The 16,751-nt window shown below is 73.5% G+C and carries 16 protein-coding genes; 6 read left to right on the forward strand and 10 right to left on the reverse strand.

Annotated features, from left to right (window positions below; translation table 11 throughout):
* Window positions 1-4: 4 nt before the first annotated feature.
* Entirely contained in the window at window positions 5-661 is a 657-nt protein-coding gene (locus CNX65_RS34635; protein ID WP_015805678.1) for a response regulator, read from the forward strand.
* Window positions 662-705: 44 nt separating this feature from the next.
* Here CNX65_RS34635 and CNX65_RS34640 read toward each other — a convergent pair whose 3' ends face one another.
* Both CNX65_RS34640 and CNX65_RS34645 read right to left on the reverse strand, forming a co-directional pair.
* Window positions 706-1,614, reverse strand: a complete 909-nt coding sequence (locus CNX65_RS34640) for an SDR family oxidoreductase (protein WP_096497464.1) — start codon at window positions 1,612-1,614, stop codon at window positions 706-708.
* Between the two features lie 46 nt (window positions 1,615-1,660).
* Window positions 1,661-2,233, reverse strand: coding sequence for a TetR/AcrR family transcriptional regulator (locus CNX65_RS34645; protein WP_096497465.1), 573 nt, complete (start codon window positions 2,231-2,233; stop codon window positions 1,661-1,663).
* An 85-nt stretch (window positions 2,234-2,318) separates the two neighbouring features.
* On the opposite strand from CNX65_RS34645, the gene CNX65_RS34650 reads away from it, so the two are divergent.
* Both CNX65_RS34650 and CNX65_RS38440 read left to right on the forward strand, forming a co-directional pair.
* On the forward strand, window positions 2,319-3,104 hold the full coding sequence (locus CNX65_RS34650) for an HAD family hydrolase (RefSeq protein WP_096497466.1): 786 nt from the start codon (window positions 2,319-2,321) through the stop codon (window positions 3,102-3,104).
* A gap of 108 nt (window positions 3,105-3,212) precedes the next feature.
* A complete protein-coding gene (locus CNX65_RS38440; RefSeq protein WP_177154568.1) occupies window positions 3,213-3,908 on the forward strand; it encodes an Hsp20/alpha crystallin family protein in 696 nt (231 codons plus the stop codon).
* Between the two features lie 703 nt (window positions 3,909-4,611).
* On the opposite strand, the gene CNX65_RS34665 is transcribed toward CNX65_RS38440, so the two are convergent.
* From CNX65_RS34665 to CNX65_RS34675, 3 genes are all read right to left on the reverse strand, one after another.
* Window positions 4,612-5,778 carry a sensor histidine kinase gene (locus CNX65_RS34665; protein ID WP_096497467.1) on the reverse strand — a complete coding sequence of 389 codons (1,167 nt, stop codon included), beginning with the start codon at window positions 5,776-5,778 and terminating at the stop codon, window positions 4,612-4,614.
* 347 nt (window positions 5,779-6,125) lie between these two features.
* The gene (trmB, locus tag CNX65_RS34670; protein WP_218181904.1) at window positions 6,126-6,758 is read right to left on the reverse strand and encodes a tRNA (guanosine(46)-N7)-methyltransferase TrmB; all 633 of its coding nucleotides are present in this window, start codon (window positions 6,756-6,758) and stop codon (window positions 6,126-6,128) included.
* 94 nt (window positions 6,759-6,852) lie between these two features.
* The gene (locus CNX65_RS34675) at window positions 6,853-7,479 is read right to left on the reverse strand and encodes a hypothetical protein (RefSeq protein WP_373565529.1); all 627 of its coding nucleotides are present in this window, start codon (window positions 7,477-7,479) and stop codon (window positions 6,853-6,855) included.
* 239 nt (window positions 7,480-7,718) lie between these two features.
* On the opposite strand from CNX65_RS34675, the gene CNX65_RS34680 reads away from it, so the two are divergent.
* Window positions 7,719-9,248: a S8 family serine peptidase gene (locus tag CNX65_RS34680; RefSeq protein WP_232520104.1), complete on the forward strand. Its 1,530-nt coding sequence runs from the start codon at window positions 7,719-7,721 to the stop codon at window positions 9,246-9,248.
* Window positions 9,249-9,421: 173 nt separating this feature from the next.
* On the opposite strand, the gene CNX65_RS34685 is transcribed toward CNX65_RS34680, so the two are convergent.
* Together CNX65_RS34685 and CNX65_RS34690 are read right to left on the reverse strand one after the other, a co-directional pair.
* Window positions 9,422-10,186 carry a hypothetical protein gene (locus CNX65_RS34685; RefSeq protein WP_177154585.1) on the reverse strand — a complete coding sequence of 255 codons (765 nt, stop codon included), beginning with the start codon at window positions 10,184-10,186 and terminating at the stop codon, window positions 9,422-9,424.
* Between the two features lie 5 nt (window positions 10,187-10,191).
* Window positions 10,192-11,112 (reverse strand): ABC transporter ATP-binding protein, encoded by a 921-nt coding sequence (locus CNX65_RS34690; protein ID WP_096497471.1) that lies wholly within the window; start codon window positions 11,110-11,112, stop codon window positions 10,192-10,194.
* A 214-nt stretch (window positions 11,113-11,326) separates the two neighbouring features.
* Between CNX65_RS34690 and CNX65_RS34695 the strand changes: the two genes are divergently transcribed.
* Entirely contained in the window at window positions 11,327-11,758 is a 432-nt protein-coding gene (locus CNX65_RS34695; protein ID WP_096497472.1) for a PPOX class F420-dependent oxidoreductase, read from the forward strand.
* Between the two features lie 145 nt (window positions 11,759-11,903).
* Here the strand turns inward: CNX65_RS34695 and CNX65_RS34700 are convergent, their stop codons facing one another.
* Window positions 11,904-12,260 carry a hypothetical protein gene (locus CNX65_RS34700; protein ID WP_096497473.1) on the reverse strand — a complete coding sequence of 119 codons (357 nt, stop codon included), beginning with the start codon at window positions 12,258-12,260 and terminating at the stop codon, window positions 11,904-11,906.
* Between the two features lie 91 nt (window positions 12,261-12,351).
* Here CNX65_RS34700 and CNX65_RS34705 point away from each other — a divergent pair, with 91 nt between their 5' ends.
* Complete coding sequence (locus CNX65_RS34705) at window positions 12,352-13,656, forward strand: amidohydrolase family protein (RefSeq protein ID WP_096497474.1); 1,305 nt, start codon at window positions 12,352-12,354, stop codon at window positions 13,654-13,656.
* 57 nt (window positions 13,657-13,713) lie between these two features.
* Here CNX65_RS34705 and CNX65_RS34710 read toward each other — a convergent pair whose 3' ends face one another.
* Window positions 13,714-14,403 carry an SDR family oxidoreductase gene (locus tag CNX65_RS34710; protein ID WP_096497475.1) on the reverse strand — a complete coding sequence of 230 codons (690 nt, stop codon included), beginning with the start codon at window positions 14,401-14,403 and terminating at the stop codon, window positions 13,714-13,716.
* Between the two features lie 157 nt (window positions 14,404-14,560).
* Entirely contained in the window at window positions 14,561-16,684 is a 2,124-nt protein-coding gene (locus CNX65_RS34715; RefSeq protein WP_096497476.1) for a PhoX family protein, read from the reverse strand.
* Window positions 16,685-16,751 lie beyond the last annotated feature (67 nt).

Raw genomic sequence — 16,751 nt, forward strand, 5'->3', positions numbered from 1 at the left:
GACCATGATCCAGGTGTTGCTCGTCGACGACCAGGAGCTCATGCGGATGGGTTTCCGCATGGTGCTCAACGCGCAGGAGGACATCAGCGTCGTCGGTGAGGCGGGGGACGGGCTCGACGCCGTGCACATGGCCGAGCAGCTGCGCCCCGACGTGGTGCTGATGGACGTGCGGATGCCCGTGCTCGACGGGGTCGAGGCGACCAAGCGGATCACCGAGGCCGGGACGGCGCGGGTGCTGGTCATGACCACGTTCGACATGGACGAGTACGCGCTGTCCGCGCTGCGCAGCGGGGCCAGCGGGTTCCTGCTCAAGGACACGCCGCCCGCCGACCTGGTGTCGGCGCTGCGGGCGGTGGCCAGCGGGGACGCCGTGGTGTCGCCGAGCGTGACCAAGCGGCTGCTGGGGCGGTTCCTCGGCGAGGGCGGCGGGACGCTGCGCGACGCGTCGGTGCTGGACGCGCTGACCGAGCGGGAGCGCGAGGTGCTGGTGCTGATCGCCAAGGGCATGTCGAACACGGAGATCGCGCGGAAGCTGTTCCTGTCCGAGGCGACGGTGAAGACGCACGTGGGGCGCATCCTGGCGAAGCTGGAGCTGCGGGACCGGGTGCAGGCGGTGGTGCTGGCCTACGAGACCGGGCTGGTGCGGCCGGGCGACGTGTGAGCGCCGGTCCGGCGGCCCCGGTCGGGCCGCCGGACCGGTGTGGTCTAGCGGTAGTCCTCGGCGTCGAAGTCGCCGGGGTCCCGCTCGGGCTTCACGACGTCGTCGTTCCAGCGGCCCCAGTCCGGCTTGGAGCCGTCCAGGTCGGTGAAGCCGTACTCGCGCATGAGCGTCCAGGACGCGAGCGCCTGGCCGGTGAAGCGGTGCCTGTCCGGGTCGGCGGCCAGCGCGGCCAAGCCCCGGCCCAGGTAGTGCGGGGTCTCCGAGAGGGCGTAGTGCGGCTCCTTGGCGATCGCGTCGCGCCAGGTGGCCTCGGTGACGCCGAAGTGCTCCAGCATCTGCTCCGAGCGCAGGAAGCCGGGCGTGGCGGCGACCGAGGTGCAGCCGTGCGGCTCCAGCTCCTTGGCCAGCACCCGGCCGAAGCGGCGGATCGCGACCTTGACCGAGTCGTAGGCCAGGGTGCCGGGGTAGTGGTCGTCGGTGTCGCCGTCGGTGACCTCGACCAGCAGGCCCCCCGGCCTGCGGATCAGCAGCGGCAGGAGGCGGTGCAGGGAGACCAGGTGCGCGCGGACGCTGTTGTCCCACATGCGCAGCTGGGCTTCGAGGTCCTGCTCCCAGAAGGGGGCGAACTCCACGTCGAGCTCGCCGCCCCAGACGTCGTCGACGAGGACGTCGAGCCGCCCGCCGCGCTCGGCCTCGATCCGGTCGCGGAACGCGTCCACGTCGGCGGGGTCGGTGAAGTCGCAGCGCACCGCGATGCCGGTGCCCCCGGCGGCGGTGACCAGCTCGGCGGTCTCCTCGATGGTCTCGGTGCGGCCGATCGGCGACCGGCTCTCGCGGGTGGTGCGCCCGCCGACGAAGACGGTGGCGCCCGCCGCGCCCAGCTCGACGGCGATCGCCCGGCCCGCGCCGCGCGTCGCGCCGGTGACCGCGGCGACCTTGCCCTGCAAAGTCATGCTCTCCCCTTGTCGTTCGGTTGCCTTGCTCGGGTGGCCGCCCCGGTCAGGGACGTCCCCATGCGTCCAGCACCGCGTCCACGTCGTGCAGCATCCGGTCGACCAGCCCGCCGTTAGGTCGGATCGACCAGTCCAGGGTCGCGCCGGAGACCAGGGCGTGCAGCACCCGCGCCGCCCGGTCCGGTTCCGGCGCGCCCGGCAGGTCGACCGCCGCGACCAGGTCGCGCAGGGCGGTCTCGATCGCGACGTGCAGGTCGGCGAGCAGGGCGCGCAGGGCCGGGTCCATGAGGTCCACGCCCAGCTGGGCGAGGTGGTTGCCCGCCGTCGCCGGGTCCGGGGTGCCCTCGAAGAACCAGGCGGTGAGGGCGGCCCTGAGGCCCTCCAGGGGCGGCAGGCCCTCGGCGGCGGCGCGCATCCGGTCGCCGACCTGGGCGATCTCGCGCCTGCTGAGGGCTTGGAGCAGGCCGCTCTTGGAGCCGAACCGGGTGGCGAGGGTGCCGACCGAGACCTTCGCCTCGGCGGCGACCTGGGCCATCGTGAAGTCCGGGCCCTCGCGGTTGATGACGTCGCCGGTCGCCTTCAGGAGGCGTTCGTCGGTGATGGACTTGGGGCGGGCCACGCAGGTTATTGAACCATGGTTCATTAATCGGGGCCAGTGGCCGTTCCGGCGGTTTTCCCGAGGAGGGCTCACTTAGGGTGGCCGGATGGAGCGGACACCTCGCCTGATCGCGCTGGACATCGACGGAACCCTCGTGCCGACCGGGAGCAACGAGGTCTCGCCCGCCGTCCTGGACGCGGTCGGGCGGGCCGTGGCGAGCGGGGCGCGGGTGGTGCTGTCCACCGGGCGGAGCGTGCTCGGGACCCTGGGCGTGGCGGAGCGGCTCGGGGTGGGCGGGACGCTGCTGTGCTCGAACGGGGCGGTGTGGTGGGACGTCCGGGCTGGGGCGGCGGTGCGGCGGTCGGTGTTCGACGCGGCGGCGGCGCTGGCGGTGCTGCGGGAGGCGCTGCCGGGGGCGGTGTTCGCGAGCGAGGTCGCCGGGGTGGGGAGCCTGGCGCTCGGACGGTGGGCCGAGGGGGACCTGTCCGGGGACGTGCGGGAGGTCGGGGTCGGGGAGTTCACGGCGGAGCCGACGTCGCGGCTGGTCGCGCGGTGGGCGGGGCGGGAGCCGGGGGAGCTGGCGGCCCGGATGTCCGGGATCAGGCTGCCCGGCGCCACGTGGACCTCGGACCACGTGGAGGCGTGGTTGACCGTGGTGCCCGAGGGGGTGTCGAAGGGGGCCGAACTGGAGCGGCTGCGGCGGGAACTGGGGGTCGACCCGGCGGACACGGCGGCGATCGGCGACGGGCACAACGACGTGGCGATGCTGCGGTGGGCCGGGTGCGGGGTGGCCATGGGGCAGGCGCCCGAGGGGGTGCGCGCGGCGGCCGACGTGGTGACCGGGACGTTGGCGGAGGACGGGGTGGCGGCGGCGCTGGGGCGGTGGTTCTGAGATTTGTCGTCCTTTTGATGACGAGCGGGGTTGTCAACGTTGTGATGACGCGGTAGCCTTGGTGGCACAGCGCATTGACCGGTAGTCGATACGTGGAGGTGGTTCTCGATGTTGATGCGCACCGACCCCTTCCGGGAGCTGGACCGCTTCGCGCAGCAGGTGCTGCGGGGGGTGGGTGGCCTCGGGTCCGGTGGACAGGGCGGCACGTGGTCGCGGCCGGCGATGATGCCGATGGACGCCTACCGGGTCGGGGACGAGTTCGTGGTCGAGTTCGACCTGCCGGGGGTGGCGGCGGACGCGATCGAGCTGGACGTGGAGCGGAACGTGCTCACGGTGAAGGCCGAGCGCAGGCCGAACCACCTGGGGCGGGTTGCGGCTGGGGCTTCGCGGGCGGATGCCGCGGGGGTCGACGCCTCGCGGGCGAGCAGTTCGCGGGCCGGCGCTGAGGCAGGCGACCGGGGGACCGGGCAGTCGGGCGTGGCCAGGCAGTCGGGTGCGGCGGGGCAGCCGAGTGAGGTCGAGCAGTCGGGCCTGGTCGAGATGGTGGTGTCGGAGCGACCGCTGGGCGTGTTCTCCCGGCAGCTGTTCCTGGGCGACGCCCTGGACGCGGAGAACATCCGCGCCGACTACGACGCGGGTGTCCTGACCCTGCGCATCCCGATCTCCGAGCGCACGAAGCCGAGGAAGATCGCGATCGGCAGCGCGGGCAACCGCAGCGCCGAGCACACCGACCGCACCACGGTCGACGCCACGCACGTGGACCGCAAGGAGCTCAGCTCCGAGAGCGCGCAGACCGGGACCTGAGCAGATCGGGACCTGAGCAGGCCAGGACCTGAGGAGATCAGGACCTGACGGGCGCGGACTCCCGGCGGATCAGCTGACTCCCGGCGGATCGGCTGACTCCCGGCGGATCGGCTGACGCCTAGCCGGTGAGCGGCGCCGGAAACGCGGGTCGCCGCCTGATGGGCGAGCGGCGCCGGGCGGGGCGGCATGTGCGCTCGCTCGAGGAGCTACAGGCGCGTGGTCCAAACAAGGGCTGCGCGGAACGGCATCGATGAACAGGTCGCACAACACGCACACGGGTACCGGGACTCCGCGCGGGTCCCGGTACCCGCATGTGTCCGGTACCTGCATGTACCCGGTACCTGCACGTGTCCGGTGCCCGCACGTGTCTGGTCCCCGCACGTGCCTGGTCCCCGCATGTGCCCGGTACCCGCATACGTCCGGTACCCGCAGGTGTTCCGGGTCCGGCCGGCCATCGGCCGGGTACGAGCCCCTGGTCTGCGCGAATCGTGCGAGTCAGGGCAGTCGGGTCAGGGGCAGTCGTTGGCCGGGGCGGTTGTGCTCCAGAACAGCCGCCAGCCGGAACTGCTACCAGCCGGAACGGAACTGCTGCCAGCCGGGCCAGCCGTGAGCTGGGCCTGCCGCGGGTTGGGTCAGCTGCCAACTGGGCCTGCCACCAACTGGCCCTGCCATGGGCCGAGGCGTTCATGGTGCATGGTGCGCTTCAGTCGTTCGAGACCGGGATCTCGGCTCGGACCTCCCAGCCGCCGGTGGGGCGTGGGCCCGCGGTGAAGGAGCCGCCGAGGAGTTCCGCGCGTTCGCGCATCCCGACCAGGCCGTAGCCGCTGGAGCCGGTCAGCGGGGACGTGCGCTGGCGGCCGTCGTCGGCCACGAGCACCCGCACCGCCGAGCCGTCGCTGGTGACCTCCACGTCGACGCGCGTCACGCCGTCCGCGTGCTTCCTGGTGTTCGTCAGCGACTCCTGCACCAGCCGCAGCACCGACCGGGCCAGTGCGACCGGGAACTCGCCGGGCAGGTCGACGCTCAGCCGCACCGGTTGGCCCGACTTCTCGGCCACCGCGCGCACGTCGTCGGCCAGGCCGCTGTCCGTCGCCTCCGGGGCCGCCGCCTCCGAGTCGCGCAGCGTGCCGACCAGGCGCCGCATCGCCGTCAGCGCCTCGTTCCCGCTGGTCACGATGATCGGCAGCACCTCCTGCGCCGCCTGCGGCACCGCCTGGGCCGCCTGGGCGTGCACGACGATGCCGGTCACGTAGTGCGCCACCACGTCGTGCAGCTCCCTGGCCAGCGCCATCCGCTCCGCGTGCTGCGCCGCCGCCACCTCGGCCCGCACCGCCGTCGCCCGCTCCCGGTCGCGCGCCCGGAAGTACAGGCCCGTGCCCACGGCCAGCGCCAGCAGGATCAGCGTGACCACGGCGTTCGGCAGCAGGCTGGGCTCGGCCGGGAAGTGGTCCGGGTACCTGACCCAGTAGTTCGGTCGGATGTAGTACTCGGCGACCCCGGCGGCCACCAGCACCACCAGGGCGACCGTCGAGCGCCAGACCTTCTCCTGCCGCACCACGATGGCCGCCATCGCCATCATCGCCCCGAGCTCGACAATGGTCAGCGCGCCCAGCAGCGACGGGCCGGGCGTCGCGCCCGTCGCGCGCATCAGCACGGAGGACGCCACCAGCGCGGTCGCGGCGGCGAGCGCAGCGTCGAACGGCTTGCGCGGGGACACCACGGCCAGCGCGGCGAGCGACAGCGACCCGATCAGGTTCGACCAGGCGGGTCCGTCGCCCTGCGCCTGGAGCAGCAGGAACATCACCAGGACGCTCGCCAGCGGCCACTGCCGTCGGGCCAGTGCCCGCCATTCGAGGTTGGTGCCCTCCACGGAAGAACACCGTAGAACCTTCCGGGTGAACCTGCGTCACTCCTGGGTCGGGTGCGGGGTCAACCACAAGGCTGAGGGAAAGCCGCAGATGAGCACCCCGCTGGCCGATGTCGGATGACGCGCGCGCGGGCGACCCTGGTGGTGGGGAAGCTCGCGGAAGGAGAGAACGATGATCACAACGATCGCGACGTGGACCGGAGCGGCGCTGGGCGTGCTCGTGCTCGTGCTGATGGCGGTGTCCAGCGTGCTCGTCGACTCGCAGGAGTAGCCCGTGGCGCTCCTGGAAGCGGAGGCGTGACCGCGCGCGGGCTTCCCCGTGCGCGGTCACGCCCCCGGATCGGCTCCGGCTAGACCCGCTCGAACATCAGGTCGTGGCTGACCCGCTCCTCCTCGACCGCGCGCTGCTCGAACTTCGTCACCGGCCGCCACTCCGGGCGCGGGGCCCAGCCGTCGTGCAGGTTGCGCAGCGCGGGCTCGGCGGAGCACACCTCGAGCATCTGCTCGGCGTAGCTCTCCCAGTCGGTCGCCATGTGCAGCGTCCCGCCCGGTCGCAGCCTGCTGGCCAGCAGCTTCACGAACTCCGGCTGCACGAGCCTGCGCTTGTGGTGCTTCTTCTTGGGCCAGGGGTCCGGGAAGAAGATCCGGACCCCGGCCAGCGTCCCCGGTTCGACGTGCGACTCCAGCAGGTCGACCGCGTCGCCGCGGAAGGCCCGCAGGTTCGTCGCGCCGAGCGCCTCGGTGCGCAGCAGCAGCTGCCCCAGGCCCGGCTTGTACACCTCGACCGCGACGTAGTTCAGCTCCGGCGCGGCGGCCACCAGCTGACTGGTGGTCTCGCCCATGCCGGAGCCGATCTCCAGCAGGACGGGGGCTTCCCGCCCGAACCAGGCCGTGAAGTCCACCGGCCCCTCGGGGAGCGCCTTGACCTCGCGGCCGACGCGGTCCCAGTGGGTGTCCCACGCGCGTTGCTGACCGACGGTCATCCGCTCGCCTCGCTGGACGTAGCTGACGACGGTGCGGTGGTGCGCGGGGCGTTCCTGCTTGCTCGGTGTCACGGGCGCACAGCCTAGGACAGCGCTACGCGATGTTCTCCAGGTCCTCGATCTGCTCGCGCAGCTCGGCGGGGGTGAAGGCGATCGGCTGGCGCAGTCCGGGTCCCCGGTGCGCGGGCAGCAGGTCGACCCAGCCGGGGTGCTCGTCGGTGAACTGGACGGTGGTCGGCTCGGCCGGGCCGTAGACGCCGCTCTCGGAGGGCACGAACTCCCAGTAGCCGACCTCGCCCTCGTCCGCCCACGGCACGTAGATCCAGCCGGGCCTGCTCAGCAGCAGCTGCGACACCTCGTCCTCGACGGCGAACCCGGCCGCGCGGGACGGGAGCCTGCCCCGGTCGAGCGCGCGGAGCCACCACGGCGCGGGGACGCGGGCGCCGACCTCGCGGACCGCGCGGTACAGCGAGAGCACCTGGCGCTCGTCGGCCCGGTGCACCCAGGCCCTGCGGGACTGCGCGGGGGACGAGGCGAGCTCCGCCCCTCCCGCCGCCTCGATGGCGTCCGCCCACTCCAGGCCGAGCATGGGTTCGACGCGCAGCCCGCGGTCGCGCTGGCGGGGGCGGGGGAGCTCGGCGGGGCGCGTCACGGGGGACGGCAGCTTCGCCTGCGGTGGCCGCTTCGCCTGGGATTCCGCGTTGAGGTCTGGATCGAGCACCGCCACGGGTTCACCTCCGGAGGGTTCCTTGACGGGGTTGGCGAATTCGCGTGCGTGCACACCGCCGCCTCACGATTCGCTACTTTCATCCCACCTGCTCGCCCGGTTCCTGTCATGGCCGGTTGGGACAGTTCACGGGGTCTTAACGAAGGACTTACTCCGTGCGCGTGACCTCTTGAGCTCGAAACATGAACGGCATCGAATATTTGTGACCTGAACCACAAGGCGGTGTTCCGAAGGTGCTCCCGGTCGCGCTCGCGGTGCTGGCCATGGTCGCGCAGACACCCGCCTGGTCGATCGGCCAGCAGCAGTGGCACCTGGACGCGCTGGGGGTCCACCGGGCGCACGAGCTCGCCCGCGGCGACGGGGTCGTGGTGGCCGTCGTGGACTCCGGTGTGGACGACACGCGCCCCGACCTGGTGGGCCGGGTGCTGCCGGGCACGGGCGTCGGGGACGCGGTCGGCACCGGCGGCGTGCAGGACCGGTCGGGGCACGGGACGGCGATGGCGGCGCTGATCGCCGGGGTCGGCGAGTCCGGCGGCGTGCTGGGCGTCGCGCCCGCCGCGAAGGTGCTGCCGGTGTCGGTGGGCGTCGACGGGACCGGGTTCACGCTGGCGGCCGTCGCCGAGGGCGTGCGGTGGGCGGTCGACCACGGGGCCGACGTGGTGAACCTGTCGCTGACCTCGGTGGCGACGCTGACGCCCGAGCTGACCGACGCGGTGGACTACGCGTTCGAGCACGACGTCGTGGTGGTCGCGGGCACCGGCAACTCCGGCGAGGAGCACGTGGGCGCGCCCGCCGACATCCCCGGCGTGATCGCGGTGGCGGGCACGACCCGCGACGGCTCGCCGTGGGCGCGGTCCAACACCGGGCCGCCGACCGTGCTGGCCGCGCCCGCCGAGCGGGTGGTGACGGCGGTGCCGCTCACCTCGTCGGCCAGCGGGTACGCGGCGGTCGACGGGACCAGCGCGGCGACGGCGCTGGTGAGCGGGGTGGTGGCGCTGGTGCGCTCGCGGTTCCCCGACCTGGACGCGGCGAACGTGGTCAACCGGCTGGTGATCAGCGCCGTCGACCTGCTGGAGCCGGGGCGGGACAGCCGGACCGGGTTCGGGCTGGTGAACCCGGTGGGGGCGCTGGAGGGCCGCATCCGCGAGGTGGACCGCAGCCCGCTGCTGCCGCCGAGGCCGCCGCTGCCCGCCGCGACGGCGGCCCCCGACCCGGCGCTCGCCAGCGCGGACCGGGGGAGCGCGGACCAGGGGAGCGCGCCGGTGGCTGCCGAGCCCGGCGACGGGGTCGGACCGGTGGAGCGGGCGGCGTGGGCGACGGCGGTGGCGCTGCTCCTGGCCACGGCCGGGCTGGTGGCGCTCCGGCGCTTCCGGAACGCCGAACCGGGTGGGGCGGGGGTGGGCGCGGGCACGTCGGCGTTGGACGGGCAGGTGCCAGGCGGGCAGGCGCCGGGCGGGCAGGCGCCGGGCGGGCAGGCGCCGGGCGGGCCGAGCACGAGCGGACCGGGCACGAGCGGGTCTTGGGCGGGCGCGTCGACACCGGGCGGGTCAGCGCCGAGCGAGCCGACGTCGAGCGAGCCGATGCCAGGCGGACCGACGCCAAGCGGGCCGGTGCCGAGCGAGCCGATGCCGGGCGCGTCGACACCGGGCGGGCGAGCGTCGAGCGGACCGACGCCGAGCGGACCGACGCCAAGCGGTCCGGGGTCGAGCGGGGCGGTCCCGAACGCGTCGGGGTCGAGCGCGCCGGACACCGAGCGCCCCTGACACCGCGGGCGGGGCCGGGCCTGCCAAGCGCAGGCGCGCCACGTGGCAGACCTGCCGCGCGCCTGCCCTCGCACGCCCCCGAACAGCGAGGAGCGCGGGCGCCTCCCCGAAGGCCGCCCGCGCTCCGCTCCCCCTGCCCGGCCCGCCACCCCGAGTGCGGGCCGGAAGGTCCGTCAGGCGTCCCGGCGGTTCACCACGACCAGCGACACCAGGAAGACCGCCACCGCCACCGCCGCGAAGTAGCCCAGCGAGGGCCACGGCGCGAGCGCGCCCTCCGGCGCGGGCGGCCCCATGCCGCCCACCACCTCGCCCGAGGGCGAGCCGAGGACGAAGTTGTCGGCCATCGCGAACGGCAGCCACTTCTGGATCTTCGGCCCGAGGTCCGGGATCAGCGCGATCAGGCTCTCGCCGACCATCGAGTACACCAGCAGCACGGCCACCGCCCCCGCGGTGTGCCTGACCAGCGCCCCGACGCCCACGGCGAGCACCGCGGCGGCGGCGTAGACCAGGCCGACGCCCGCCACGTGCCGCCAGTCCGCCGACGACTCCAGCCCCAGCTGCGAGGCGTCCGCGGCGACCAGCCTGCTCGCGCCCCACGAGGTGAACGCGATGACCTCGCCGACGACGCCCGCGAGCAGCGCCACCACGACGACCTTGGCGACCATCACCGCGTTCCGGTTGGGCACGGCCTGGAAGGTGGCCCGCATGGTCCCGAACCGGTACTCGGTGGTCACCGCCAGCGCGGCCATCACCATGACCACGGCCATGCCGAACGAGTAGGTGAACTGGGTCGTGCTGACCTGCACCGGGGCCTCGGCGGGCATCTCCATCGCGATGAGCGTGGCGATCCCCGAGGTCATGACGAGCGCCAGCGCCGCGCACCACCAGGGCGACCGCGTGCTGAACAGCTTGATCCGCTCGACGGCGAGCAGCGCCACGGCGGTCACACCCCCTTCTCGGCGGAACCGGTCTGGTACTCGACCGAGTCACCGGTCAACTGCATGAACGCCTCCTCCAGCGAGGCCCGCTGCGGGCTGAGCTCGTGCAGCACGACCCCGTTCCCCGCCGCCACCTCGCCGATCTCCGCGCCGGTCGCGCCCTCGACCGTGAGCGCGCCCTCCGCGCCCTCGGCGACCGCGAACCCCTTGTCCCGCAGCAGGGTCGCGAACCGCTGCCACTCCGGCGCGCGCACCAGCACGGCGGCCTTGGCGGAGCGGTCGATGAACTCGGCGGTGCTGCACTGGGCGATCAGCTCGCCCCGGCCGATCACCACGAGGTCCTCGGCGGTCAGCGCCATCTCGGACAGCAGGTGGCTGGACACCAGCACGGTGCGCCCCTGCGCGGCCAGGCCCTGCATGAAGCGCCTGATCCACAGGATGCCCTCGGGGTCCAGGCCGTTGACGGGCTCGTCGAACAGCAGCACCCGCGGGTCGCCGAGCAGGGCGCTGGCGATGCCGAGCCGCTGGGACATGCCGAGCGAGAACCCGCCCGCCCGCTTGCGCGCCACCTTGGTGAGGCCGACCTCGTCCAGCACCTCGTCGACCCTGCGGACCGGGATGCCGTTGGACTTGGCCATCCACAGCAGGTGCGTGCGGGCCGAGCGGTTGGGGTGCACCCACTTCGCGTCGAGCAGCGCGCCCACGGAGCGCAGCGGGTTCTTGATCTTGTTGTACGGCGTGCCGTCGATCAGGACCCGTCCCGCCGTCGGGCGGTCGAGCCCGAGCACCATCCGCATGGTGGTGGACTTGCCCGCCCCGTTGGGGCCGAGGAAGCCGGTCACCCTGCCAGGTCGGACGGTGAACGACAGGTCGTTCACCGCTACGGTGCTCCCGTAGCGCTTGGTGAGGCCGATCGCCTCGATCATCGAGTGCTCTCCTCTCGCTTCCCCGGTTCTCCGCTGTGGTGAAAAAACTTCCACCCCGGCGTGCCCTCGCGCATCGACCGGTAGTCGAAAGCGGCGTAGTTCTTCGGTCTCATCTTCGGTATTACTACGAACGGGGGACTCAGTGATCACCCTGAGTCAGCCCTGTTGTTCCGCGCTCGGGGTCTCGGGGTCGGGGGGTCCTACGGTTGGCCCCATGGGTTACACGGATGCCCCCGAGGGCTGGTGGCGTGAGTTCGTCGCGGCCAGGCCGCGCACCGGCAAGCTGGCCGTCGTCCGCGCCGACGGATCACCGCACGTGACGCCGGTCTGGGTCGACGTCGACGGCAGCTCGGTCGTGTTCACGACGCACGTGGAGTCGGTGAAGGGCAAGGCGATCCTGCGCGACGGGCGGATCTCGCTCTGCCTGGACGACGAGGAGCCGCCCTACGCGTTCGTGACGCTGTCGGGGAAGGTCGAGGTGGACGACGACCCGGAGCAGGTCACCTACTGGGCGGGCAGGCTCGGCGCGCGGTACATGGGCGCGGACCGGGCGAACGAGTACGCGGCGCGCAACGGCGTGCCGGGCGAGGTCGTGGTGCGGCTGCGGAACCCGAAGGTCGTGGCGAAGGTGGACGTCGCGGACTGAGGCGGCGGCGGGAGCGGGCGGCCCTGGCCAAGGGGAGCGGGACCGGGTGGCCGGGGCGCGGTGCTCGGGGCCGGGCGCTCCGGGGCGTCCCTGCGTGGCGCTCCGGGCTGCTCCGGGGTGCTCCGGGCGGCGGGACCGGCCGGGGCTAGTCGCCGAACACCAGCCTCGGTCGCCGCAGCGGCGCCTTCCACAGCCGCACGGCCAGGTCGGCGTACCACTCCTGCGCCTCCCGCTCCTCCTCGAAGCCGAGCAGGAACGCGATGTCGTCCCAGGTCCAGCCCTGCCTGATCAGCAGGGCGATCATGCTCGCGTCGGACTGGTCCACCTTCCGGCGCGCGTCGAAGTTCATGTGCGCCCAGCCGGCGATGACGTCGTCGGGCACCCACGCCCGACCGACGCCCGCCGACTCGACCTCGACCGAGAGCGGCATCGCGACCAGCGGCATCCCCCCGACCAGGCGGTGCTGCTCGGGGGTGAACCGGCTGCGCAACCAGTCGTCCACAGCTCGGGGGCAAGGGCGCGGTCCCTCCACCTGAACGAGTTTCGGCTTGCCACCCCGGCCGGTCAACCGCTCTTGCGGCAGGATTCACGGCATGACCTTGCGCCTGCACGCCCCGGTGGTCCTGCCCTGCGACCCAGCCTGCACAGTCCTGCGCGACGCGGTGGTCGACGTCGACGAGCACGGCAGGATCGCCTTCGTCGGCCCCCGCGCCGACGCCCCCGAGCACACCGGCGCCACCCGCGAGCTGACCGGCATCCTGATGCCCGGCCTCGTCAACGCCCACGCGCACACCCCGATGATCCTGCTCAGGGGCATGGGCGGCGACCTGCCGCTGATGCGCTGGCTCCAGGAGGCCATGTGGCCCGCCGAGGCCAAGATGACCCCCGCCGACATGCGCTCGGGGATGCTGCTCGGCGCGGTCGAGATGCTCCGCAACGGCGTCACCACCAGCGCGGAGATGTACTTCAACGGCGAGCAGCTCGCCGAGGCGGTCATCGAGGCCGGGTCCCGCGCGCTGTTCGGCGCGGCGATCATGGAGCTGCCGGGCATGGACTGGCGGGCGCAGACCGACGAGGTGAGCCGCTGGATCGACGCGGACGGCCTGCGGATCGGCCCGCACGAGCGCTTCGAGATCAGCTACGGGCCGCACTCGGCCTACACGCTCTCGGCGGACGCGCTCGGCGTCGTCGGCGGCGAGGCCAGGAAGCGCGGGGCGCTGGTGCAGGTGCACGTGGCCGAGTCCACGCAGGAGGACGTGGCCCAGCGCGAGCGGTACGGCTCGGTGCCGAAGCTGCTGGAGCAGGTCGGCGCGCTCGGCGGCCGGGTGCTGTCCGCGCACTCGGTGCACCTGTCCGACGAGGACGTGGCGATCTACGCCAGGCACGGCGTCGGCGTGGCGCACTGCCCCGGTTCGAACATGAAGCTCGCCTCCGGCGTCGCGCGGATCAGGTACTACCTGGACAACGGCGTGAAGGTCGGCCTCGGCACGGACGGCCCGGCCAGCAACGACGACCTGGACCTGATGGAGGAGGCGCGGCTGGCCGCGCTGCTGGCGCGGGTGTCGGGCCTGGACGCGACGGCGATGCGGGCGGCCGACGCGCTGCTGCTGGCCACCAGGGGCAGCGCGGACGCGCTGGGCCGCGACGACATCGGCGCGCTGGAGGCCGGGCGCTGGGGCGACGTGGTGCACGTGGACGTGGACGACCCGGCGTTCGCGACCGGGCTGGACGCGCCGGACGAGCAGGTGCTGGCGAACCTGGTGTGGGCCAGCGGGACGCGGCGGGTCAGCGACGTGTGGGTCGCGGGCGAGCAGGTCGTCGAGGCGGGCGAGTCGACTCGGGTGGACCGGCGCGAGGCTCAGGCCGAGGTCGCGGGGATCGCGGCCCGGCTGCGGTAGCGCGCCCCGTGCTCCCGGCCGCCGCGCGGCGGCCGGGAGCGGGCTCCGCCCAGGGGCTCAGCCGAGCTTGGTCCTGGGCCGCACCACGATCTCGGTGATGTGCGCGTCGTCCCCGGCCAGCACCGCGCGCGCCACGGCGTCCGCGACGGACTCGGCCCGCAGGTACAGCTCGGCCTCGTACTCGCCGCCCTCCTGCTGCCGCACGTCGCGCTGCATGTCCGTGTCGACCCGGCCGGGGTGCACCGAGGTGACGCGCAGGGCGGGCTCCTCGGCCCGCAGGGCGTCGCCGAACGCCCGCAGCGCGAACTTGCTGGCCGCGTAGACGCCCCAGCCGGGGTTCGCGCGCAGGCCGGCGCCCGAGTTGATCAGCACCACGTCGCCGCGCGCCTCGCGCAGCAGCGGCAGCGCCAGCCGGGTCAGCTCGGCGACCGCGACGACGTTGACCTCCAGGGTGCGCCGCCACACCTCGGCCGACGCCCCGGACAGCGGTCCCAGCTCGGCGACGCCCGCGCTGTGCACCAGCACGTCCAACCGCCCGATCCCGGCGACCGCCCCGGCGAGCGCCTCCGCGTCGGTCAGCTCGACGGCGAACGGCCGGGCGCCGGGCAGCTCGTCGGCCAGCGCCCGCAGCGCGGCCTCGTCACGGCCGCCGAGCAGCACGTCGTGGGTGGGGGCGAGGGCGCGCGCCACGGCGGCGCCGATGCCTCGGGAGGCTCCGGTGATCAGGGCTGCGGGGCGTTCGGTCATGGGGGAACCCTAGAGGGTGAACCGGGTGGCGGCCGTGCGCCGGAGCCTGCTGGGCGGGGCCGCGCCCGGACGGCACGACGGCCCCGCGCACGGGTGCGCGGGGCCGTCGGAGCACGTCGCGGTCACGCCTGTCCCCCGACCGCGACGACCGGGGGCGTCAGCCGCAGACGCGGCCCCGGTCCTTCTTCCACACCGCGACCACGGACGGCCTCGGCTGCGAGGCGCCGCCGTCCGGCCAGTGCGACGCCGGGTTGTCGGCGTTCGCCCCGTCGACCTCGCCGGGGTGCTGCACCGACACCAGCACGAACTCGTCGTCCACCACGGGCCCGCAGGTCTCCGCGCCGCGCGGCACGGTCAGGAACTGCTTGACCCGCCCCCGGTACCTCCCCTCGACCGGCACGGCGAACAGGCCGTCGTTGGAGCCGAGCGCGTTGCCGTCGGTGGAGATCCACAGGTTGCCGCGCGAGTCGAACGCGAGGTTGTCCGGGCAGGAGATCGGCGAGACCTGGGTCTTGTCGTAGCCGCCGAAGTAGGTGTCGGCGGTGTTCGGGTCGCCGCACACCAGCAGCAGCTTCCAGGAGAAGCTCAGCGCGGTGTTGTCGCCGCGCCGCTCCTCGATCTCCAGCACGTGGCCGTGCTTGTTGCCGGGGCGCGGGTTGGGCTCGGTCGGCCCCTCCTTGCCGGTCTTGCCCCGGTCGGTGTTGTTGGTCAGCGCCGCGTAGATCCGGCGGTTGCGCGGGTTCGGCTCGACGTCCTCGGGCCGGTCCATCTTGGTCGGCGACACGGCGTCGGCGGCCAGCCGGGTGAAGACGTAGACCTCCTCGGCGGTGAAGCCGGGCACGAACGAGCGGTTGCCCGCCGCCAGCCTGATCCACTCGCCGGCGCCGTCGAACTCGCCGTCCGAGGGCAGCTTGCCGGAGCCGTCGATCTCCGCGACCGGGCTGTCGCCGGTGAGGCGGGCGACGTACAGGGTGCCCTTGTCCAGCAGCTTCTTGTTGTGCTCGCGGGCGTGCTTGCTGTTGCCCGGCTTGTACTTCTCGTCGGAGACGAACTTGTACAGGTAGTCGAAGCGCTCGTCGTCGCCCATGTAGGCCACGGCGCGGCCGTCCTGGGCGATGATGACGTTCGCGCCCTCGTGCTTGAAGCGGCCCAGCGCGGTGTGCTTGACCGGGGGCGCGTCGGGGTCGTGCGGGTCGATCTCGACGACCCAGCCGAAGCGGTGCGGCTCGTTGGGCTCCTGGGCGATGTCGAAGCGCTTGTCGAACCGCTCCCACTTGCGGGTGGTCGCGCCGGAGGACATGCCGTAGCGGGCGATCCGCTTCTGCTGCGCCGGGTCGGTGACCGTGTTGCCGTTGGCGAAGTACTGGTTGAAGTTCTCCTCGCCGGACAGGATGGTGCCCCACGGGGTGACGCCGCCGGCGCAGTTGTTCATCGTGCCGAGCACGCGGGTGCCGGTGCGGTCGGCGGAGGTCTTGAGCAGGTCGCTGCCCGCCGCCGGTCCGGTGACGCGGAACTCGGAGGTGAGGGTGACGCGGCGGTTGTAGCGGCGGTCCAGCTTGGGCTGGAGCTTGCCGCTGCGCCGGTCGCGCTCGACCAGGACCACCGACATGCCGTGCGCGGCCCAGGCGATCTCGACCTGCTCGCGGGTGGGGTTGGCGGCGTCGTAGCCGCGGAACATGAACTCCTCGGTGGTGTACTCGTGGTTGCTCACCATGAGCCACCGGTCCCGGCCGTCGAGCGGGACCAGGCCGCAGAAGTCGTTGTTGAAGCCGAACTGCCTCGCCTGCGCGGCGGCGCTCTGGCGGTCGAAGTCGAACTTCGGCGCGCCGGGCAGGACCGGGTCGCCCCAGCGGATCACGACGGACTGGTCGTAGCCCTCGGGGGTGACGACGCGGTCCTCGGTGTTGGGGGCGACGGGCGTGAAGTTGAGCCCGTCGCGCCTGCGCCCGCCGCCGAGGTCGAAGTCGGCGCCCGCGAGGTCCGGCTTGCCGGGGGCCGCCGCCGCGGTGCCCGCGAGGCCGACGCCCGAGGCGCCCGCGACGGCCAGCACGGCGCCCGCCTTGAGCAGGCCGCGGCGGCGCACGACCTCGCCGACGACGTCGCCGAAGTAGCTGTTGTCGGAGGTGTTGGGCGCCTCGTGGGCGCAGGCGTTGCCGCAGCGGTACCGGCAGGTGACGGCCGCTCGGCCGACCGGGTGGTTCGGGAACAGGGGCAGCAGGTGACGACCCTGGTCGGTGGGAGAGGGCACGCGGACCTCCGTGCATCGGGGGGAGTGCGTCATCGGGGAACTCGCGAGACGCTAGGTTTCGCAGTCCTCGTCCGGTGGGACAGCGGGTGAACGCCAGGCG

The organism is Actinosynnema pretiosum, assembly GCF_002354875.1.
GTDB lineage: Bacteria > Actinomycetota > Actinomycetes > Mycobacteriales > Pseudonocardiaceae > Actinosynnema > Actinosynnema auranticum.